We start from the raw sequence: 7,384 nt of genomic DNA, 5'->3' as shown, positions 1-7,384 counted from the left end.
CAATGATGCAGCGACTGACAGACCGCTATCGCGAGCAGGCTCACTCCTACAGGGGGTTGGGTGAAGCCAGGAATCGCGCTACACAACGGCCATCAGACTGTGCCGGCGATGGTGCACTTCCAGTTGATCCTTGATCACCTTCAGCACCTTGGCTTCATGCTCATGAATGAAAAAGTGCCCGCCGGCGAGCATGTCCACGGAAAAGCTGCCAAGGGTCTCCTTGCTCCAGCCGATCAGTTGTTCGGTGGTGGCGCGGTCGGTGGTGCCGCCCAACACGTGGATCGGGCATTTCAGCAGCGCACGCTGAAGCGGATAGAAGGTGCCGCACAGCAGAAAGTCGGCACGCAGGATCGGCAAGGTCAGGCTCATCAACTCGGCACTGGCCAGGACCTCTTCGCTGGTGCCGTTGAGGGAGCGCAATTGTTCGATCAGTTCGGCGTCGGTCTTGGGTTCGGCGAAACCGCGATCGTAGTCGCTGCGCATCGTCGGCGCCGCAGTGCCCGAGGCGAACAGCGCCACCGGTTCCGGCAGGCCCAGCGCGCGCAATGCATGCGCCAGCTCACAGGCCAGCAAGGCCCCGAGGCTGTGGCCGAAAATCGCATACGGCGCGCGCAACGATGGTTGCAGCTCGGCAGCCAGTTGTCGGGCCAGGGTGCGCAAGTCGGTTTGCAGTGGCTCGTTGAAGCGCGCGCCGCGCCCCGGCAGTTCCACCGGTTGCAGCGTCAGCCACTGCGGCAGCTTGCGCCGCCAGCGGCTGTAGACCATGGCACTGGCGCCCGAATAAGGAAGGCACAGCAATGTCAGCTGAGTCACCCGGCTTACCTCGAAAAGTTGTCTGTATAGAAGAACGAAGACAACCTGACGCAAATTAGCCCTGCGCCTCGGCAACCGTTATTTCAGATGACGGAAACTCTGCACCGCCGAGCCGAGCACCACTGCCCCGGCGACAATCGCCAGCCAGAACCCGCTGCGCGCGCCGAAGGCATCCACCAGCGCGCCAGACCCCGCCGCCCCCAGCGCCACGCCAATACTCAGCCCGGTCACCAGCCAGGTCAGGCCTTCGGTGAGTTTGGCCGCTGGCACGATGCGCTCGACCAGCGCCATGGCAACGATCAGCGTCGGCGAAAAGAACAGACCGGCGACAAACACCGCCAGCGACAGCCCGAAAATATTGCTCGCCAGCAGCAACGGCAAGGTGGTCACGGCCGTCGCGATGCCGCCATACAGGAACAGGCGCGGCAACGGCCATTTCGAACGCATCGCGCCGAAGGCAATACCGGCCAGGCAAGAACCGATGGCGTACACCGACAGCACGATGCTTGCCGCTGCCGGCTGCCCCTGTTGCTGGGCGAACGCGACGCTGACCACATCGACCACACCGACGATGACGCCCATGGCGACCATCAATGCCAGCAGCCATTGAATGTCGGTGGAGCGAATGATCGAACCCTGATGCTGCGATTCCTGCGGGTGCACCGCCGGCTCGGTGCTGCGCTGGGCGACAAACAGGGTGACCCCGATCGCCAGCGCCAGCAGCGCGGCCAGCGGCCCGGCCTCGGGAAACGCCACCACACACAGCCCCACCGACAGCGGCGGGCCGACGATGAAACAGACTTCATCGAGCACCGATTCCAGCGCATAGGCGGTCTGCAATTGCGGCTGACCGCGGTAGATCTCGGTCCAGCGCGCGCGCACCATCGCCGACATGCTCGGCATGCAACCGGCCAGCGCGGCAAAGATGAACAGCGTCCAGGTCGGCGCCTGCAAGCGCGTGCACAGCAGCAACATCAGCAACGCCCCGCCGCCAAGCAACGCCGACAGCGGCAGCACCTTGCCCTGACCGAAGCGGTCCACCAGACGCGAGACCTGCGGCGCACAAAACGCCGTGGCCAGGGCAAACGTCGCCGCCACCGCCCCCGCCAGTGCATATCCGCCCTTGAGTTGCGACAGCATGGTGATCACGCCGATCCCGGTCATGGAAATCGGCATGCGCGCGATCATCCCGGCCAGTACAAAGTTTCGGGCACCGGGGGCGGTGAACAATTCGCGGTAAGGATTTGCCATGGGTACAGCCTCATCAGGGGCCGCCAAGTTGCCATAAAGGCTGACGAGCGTGGAAGCGCGCAATTGTTGGTGGAATGTGAAGGCCCTGACGATCAAAAGATCGCCGCCTTCGGCAGCGCCTACAGGTGCTGACATTCCCATGCAGGAACTGCGGCAGGCTGCGATCTTTTGATCTTTGCTACTGAACTCTCTCCGCTTGCGACCAGTCAGCTGAATAGGCCCTCACTCAAGGCACGACTTCGCATGCAAATATCCCTCGCCCGCCAAGTGGCACTGGTCACCGGTGCCAGCTCCGGCATCGGCCACGCCGCCGCCAAAGCCCTCGCCGCTGCCGGCGCCGCAGTCGTCATCAATTACAACCGCCAGGCCGAACCTGCCGAAGCCCTGGCGCGACAAATCATTGCCGACGGTGGCCAGGCCATTGCGATTGGCGCCGACGTATCGAAGGAAGACGAGGTCGAACGGCTGTTCGCCGAGACCCTCGAGGCCTTTGGTTCGCTGGACATTCTGGTGGCCAATTCCGGCCTGCAAAAGGATGCGGCGGCCGTGGACATGACCCTCGAAGACTGGAACACGGTGATCGGCGTCAACCTCACCGGCCAGTTCCTCTGCGCCCGCGCCGCACTGCGGATCTTCAACCGCCAGGGCGTACGCGAAGGTGTGTCACGGGCGGCCGGCAAGATCATCCACATGAGCTCGGTGCACCAGCGGATTCCGTGGGCCGGGCACGTCAATTACGCAGCGTCCAAGGGCGGAGTCGATCAGTTGATGCAGACCCTCGCTCAGGAAGTCAGCCATCAGCGCATTCGCATCAATGGCATTGCCCCGGGGGCTATTCGCACCGCGATCAACAGCGAGGCCACCGCAGGCGCCGCCGGTGAAAAACTGCTGGAGCTGATCCCTTACGGGCGCATCGGCGATGTCGAGGACGTGGCCAACGCGGTGGTGTTCCTCGCCTCCGATGCTTCCGACTACATCGTCGGCACCACCCTGTTCATCGACGGCGGCATGAGTCTTTATCCGGAGTTTCGCGGCAATGGCTGAGCATCACCTCGAACGACAAAGCAGCATCGACGCCCACGGCATCATCGGCGACATGCGCAGTGCGGCGCTGGTCAACGACAAGGGCAGCGTGGATTTTTTCTGCTGGCCGGAATTCGACAGTCCGTCGATCTTCTGCTCGCTGCTGGACACCCCCGACGCCGGGATTTTCCAGCTTGCGCCAGACCTGCCCGACGCCCGCCGCGAGCAGATCTACCTGCCCGACACCAACGTCCTGCAGACCCGCTGGCTCAGCGACGATGCCGTGGTGGAAATCACCGACCTGCTGCCGGTGGGCGACAGCGAGGATGACCTGCCGATGCTGATGCGTCGGGTGCGGGTGGTCAGCGGCGCGGCAACCTTTCACATGCGCTGCGCGGTGCGCCATGACTACGCCCGCGCCGAGACCCGGGCGCAGATGGCCGGGCAGTCGGTGATTTTCAGCGCCGACGGCCAGCCGTCGCTGCGTCTGGTGGCGGATCAGGCGCTGCACATTGATGGCGAATCGGCCGTCGCATCGTTCAGTCTGCAGCACAACGAAACCGCCGAATTCATCCTCGGTGGTGCCGACGATCCACGCTTCAAGGATGACGGCGCAAAAATGTGCCTGGAGCGCACGCTGAAGTTCTGGCGCGACTGGATCGGCCAGTCCAACTATCGCGGGCGCTGGCGGGAAATGGTCAATCGCTCGGCGCTGGCACTCAAGCTGCTGACCTCGCGCAAGCACGGCGCGATCCTTGCCGCCGCGACCTTCGGCCTGCCGGAAACCCCCGGCGGCGAGCGCAATTGGGATTATCGCTACACCTGGATCCGCGATGCCTCGTTCACCGTCTACGCGTTCATGCGCCTGGGTTTCGTCAGCGAGGCCAACGCCTACATGAGCTGGCTGCGCGGGCGGGTCAGCGACTGCCAGGGTCACTCAACCAAACTCAACATCCTGTATGCCATCGACGGTCGTCAGGAATTGCCGGAAACCGAGCTGACGCATTTGTCCGGTCACGGCGGCGCGCAACCGGTGCGCATCGGCAACGGCGCCTATGACCAGATCCAGCTGGATATCTTCGGCGAGCTGATGGACGCGGTGTATCTGGTCAACAAGTATGGCGACGCGATTTCCCACGAAGGCTGGAAACACGTGCGCGAAGTGGTCGATCAGGTGTGTGAGACCTGGCAGACCACCGATGTCGGAATTTGGGAAATGCGCGGTGAGCAGCATCACTTCCTGCATTCGCGACTGATGTGCTGGGTGGCGCTGGACCGGGCGATTCGCCTGGCCTCGAAACGCTCGCTGCCGGCCCCGTTCGTCCAGTGGGACCAGACCCGCCAGGCGATCTACGCCGACATTTGGGACAACTTCTGGGACGAAGATCGCGGCCATTTCGTCCAGTACAAGGGCGGCACGGCGCTCGACGGTTCGATGCTGCTGATGCCGCTGGTGCGTTTCGTCAGCGCCAAGGACCCGCGCTGGCTGTCGACCCTGGAGGCCATTGAAAAGAGTCTGGTGCGCGACGGCATGGTTTACCGCTACCGCAACGACGACGCCAACATCGACGGTTTGACCGGCACTGAAGGCGCGTTCGCCGCCTGTTCGTTCTGGTACGTCGAATGCCTGGCCCGCGCCGGTCAGGTGGAAAAGGCTCACCTGGAGTTTGAACAGCTGCTGCGCTATGCCAATCCGTTGGGCCTGTACGCCGAAGAGTTCGACAGCAAGGGCCGGCACCTGGGCAACACCCCGCAGGCGCTGACGCATCTGGCGTTGATCAGTGCGGCGAGTTTCCTCGATCGGCGCTTGAGTGGGGAAAAGAGTGAGTGGCAGCCGTAATTTCGTCAGTGCGTGTAGGAAATCTGCTGTATCCCTGTGCTTCGCCGGGCTAACGGCTACACAGAAATAAACAGAATCAGATCCCCTGTGGTGAGGGGATTTATCCCCGACGGGCTGCAAAGCAGCCCCTGCCTTTACCTTCTCATTTCCTCAGCAGTACCGCGTTGCGCGGCTTTGCGACGGCTGCGCCGCCGATCGGGGATAAATCCCCTCGCCACAATTTGTGCCATTCAGTCCCGGTTTCGTTTAAACAAATCCTTACCAATCCCTCCCCTGCAATCTGCACTTACACCCAGAAATACCTTGTTGCCAGCTGTTACATCCCCCCCTACCATCCACCGCAACGGGCACAGCGGAGCTGTCCAATAAAACCCGAATTCAAGGAACCAGAATGACCCAGCACGTCCACCGCCCCATCGCCACGCCCCTGCGTACCGGCCTGACCCGCATCCAACTCTGGGACGACGCCGACAAAGGCCTGATCAAATGCTGGGAAATCGGCCGCCAGCGCGCCGCCCGCTTCCCCGACCTCGCCCAAAAATGCCTCGCCGGCGAACTGCCCGTGCTCGGCTGGAAAGGTGGCGTGAGCCGCAGCCTGAAGAAAAACGAGAAATACGGTTCGCTGAAATACCTGGCGCAGTGGCAGGGCTTGCGTGGGGAAGATCTGGATATTGATCTGGGTGAAGAACGTGCACTGACCTGTTCGCGGACGAAGATGCGGGTGACGTTTACTCCGGATCGGACCAAGTATTTCAATCAGGTGGCGGAAGCTGAGGCTTAAGGAGAAGCAGCAATGGTCGATTTACATCAGGAATGTCAAAACAGCGCTTTCTTTCATCAGGCCAGGATCGACCGTCGTTCAGCCGATGCACTGGTCGGCATTGCCGCCGGACTTGCCGCCGACGGCAAGATCAACCAGCAGGAAGCCGAGTTTCTCAAGACATGGATCGAAACCCATTTAGTGCACCTGGAAGATCCGGTTGTAAACATTCTTTATAAACGACTCGCCGATATGCTCAGCGACGGAGTACTGGACGCCGATGAATCCGTGGAGTTGCTGGAAATGCTCCATCAATTCACGGGATTGTCGGTCGGCAGCGCACAACCTCATACAGCATCGACCAGCCTTCCTCTCGACCACCCGGCCCCGGAATTATGTCTGGCCGATCGGGTATTCCTCTTTACAGGCATCATGGCCTACGGTCCACGAAAGGAATGTGAGTCGCAGATCATCGAACGTGGCGGACTTATCGGTGGCTCCGTCAGCAAAAAAATCCATTACCTGGTGGTGGGCAGCATCGGCAATGATCAGTGGCTTCACAGTTCTTACGGCACCAAGATCAAGAAAGCCGTAGAACTCAGAGACAGCGGCGTACCGATTGCGATCATCGGCGAAGATCATTGGCAGAAGGCGCTGTTCGGATAGCTGTCCCTCAGGGCGTCGCTGACTCTGCTTCGCCAGCATTGACCGAAAACCGCTCCCGATACGCCTGCGGCGTCACGCCAATCGCCCGCAGGAAACTGCGGCGCAACGTCTCTTCACTGCCAAATCCGCAATTGGCGGCGATGCGTTTCACCGGCAGTCCGGTGTCGCTGAGCAGACGCCGCGCGGTTTCCACGCGGATCAGTTCGATGGCCCGCGCCGGGGTCTGGCCGGTGTCGGCGCGGTAGTGGCGGACGAAACTGCGTTCGCTCATGCCGGCCTGTTCGGCCAGGGTCGGGACGCCGAGGTCGCAGGTGAGGTGTTCGGCGATCCAGGCATGCAGGTCATCGAAACGATTGCCCTGATTCTGCAGGGCCAGGGTCACGCTGAACTGTGATTGCCCGCCCGGGCGTTTGAGGAACACCACCAGATGCCGGGCGACGTCGAGGGCGATGTCGCGGCCGAGGTCTTGCTCGACCATCGCCAGCGCCAGATCGATGCCAGCGGTGACGCCCGCCGAGGTCCAGACCGGGCCGTCGTTGATGAAGATCGGATTGGCTTCGACCTGCAGCTGCGGGTGCTGCTGCGCCAGTTGCTCGCAACGGGTCCAGTGGGTGACCACACGGCGGCCGTCGAGCCAGCCGCTGGCGGCCAACAGAAATGCACCGGTACACACCGAAGCCACGCGGCGGCATCCCGCTGCGTGTTCGCGCACCCAGTCCACCAGCGCCAAATCCTCGGCCGCCGGGTAAATGCCCCAGCCGCCGGCGATGATCAAGGTATCGCTGGGCTCCTGCGGCAAAGGCTCGGCAAGCACTGCCAGGCCGGCCGACGACATCACCGCCCCGCCCTCGCGGGCAATCACGGACGGCTTGTATGGCACGGGCAAGCCGCGCTGGCGGGCGAGGTCGTTCGCCGAGGCGAACACCTGCAACGGCCCGGTGACGTCGAGGATCTGCATGTTGGCAAACGCGAGTACGTGAATGGCTTTAGGCATTTGGCGTAATTCGTGGGGTGATTGGCGTATACGCCAG

Annotated in this window: 7 protein-coding genes; 4 read left to right on the top strand and 3 right to left on the bottom strand. The window is 62.4% G+C overall.

The window, feature by feature from the left end:
- Positions 1-78: 78 nt before the first annotated feature.
- Positions 79-813, bottom strand: coding sequence for a thioesterase II family protein (locus tag HBN98_RS13670; protein ID WP_083366450.1), 735 nt, complete (start codon positions 811-813; stop codon positions 79-81).
- A 78-nt stretch (positions 814-891) separates the two neighbouring features.
- Positions 892-2,064 carry an MFS transporter gene (locus HBN98_RS13665; protein ID WP_083366451.1) on the bottom strand — a complete coding sequence of 391 codons (1,173 nt, stop codon included), beginning with the start codon at positions 2,062-2,064 and terminating at the stop codon, positions 892-894.
- A gap of 243 nt (positions 2,065-2,307) precedes the next feature.
- On the opposite strand from HBN98_RS13665, the gene HBN98_RS13660 reads away from it, so the two are divergent.
- The 4 genes from HBN98_RS13660 to HBN98_RS13645 all read left to right on the top strand — a co-directional run bounded on the left by HBN98_RS13660 (position 2,308) and on the right by HBN98_RS13645 (position 6,353).
- Positions 2,308-3,108 carry a glucose 1-dehydrogenase gene (locus HBN98_RS13660; protein ID WP_064586810.1) on the top strand — a complete coding sequence of 267 codons (801 nt, stop codon included), beginning with the start codon at positions 2,308-2,310 and terminating at the stop codon, positions 3,106-3,108.
- Positions 3,101-4,927 (top strand): glycoside hydrolase family 15 protein, encoded by a 1,827-nt coding sequence (locus HBN98_RS13655; RefSeq protein ID WP_083366452.1) that lies wholly within the window; start codon positions 3,101-3,103, stop codon positions 4,925-4,927. The genes HBN98_RS13660 and HBN98_RS13655 overlap by 8 nt, the downstream gene beginning before the upstream one ends.
- Positions 4,928-5,318: 391 nt before the next feature.
- Complete coding sequence (locus HBN98_RS13650; RefSeq protein WP_064586808.1) at positions 5,319-5,708, top strand: hypothetical protein; 390 nt, start codon at positions 5,319-5,321, stop codon at positions 5,706-5,708.
- Positions 5,709-5,720: 12 nt separating this feature from the next.
- A complete protein-coding gene (locus HBN98_RS13645) occupies positions 5,721-6,353 on the top strand; it encodes a BRCT domain-containing protein (RefSeq protein ID WP_083366453.1) in 633 nt (210 codons plus the stop codon).
- Positions 6,354-6,360: 7 nt separating this feature from the next.
- On the opposite strand, the gene HBN98_RS13640 is transcribed toward HBN98_RS13645, so the two are convergent.
- On the bottom strand, positions 6,361-7,347 hold the full coding sequence (locus HBN98_RS13640; RefSeq protein WP_083366454.1) for a GlxA family transcriptional regulator: 987 nt from the start codon (positions 7,345-7,347) through the stop codon (positions 6,361-6,363).
- Positions 7,348-7,384: the final 37 nt, after the last annotated feature.

Source organism: Pseudomonas koreensis, from assembly GCF_012986595.1.
GTDB lineage: Bacteria > Pseudomonadota > Gammaproteobacteria > Pseudomonadales > Pseudomonadaceae > Aquipseudomonas > Aquipseudomonas koreensis.
The sequence above is the reverse complement of the archived record's forward strand: the minus strand, read 5'-3'. Positions and strand labels throughout refer to the sequence as shown.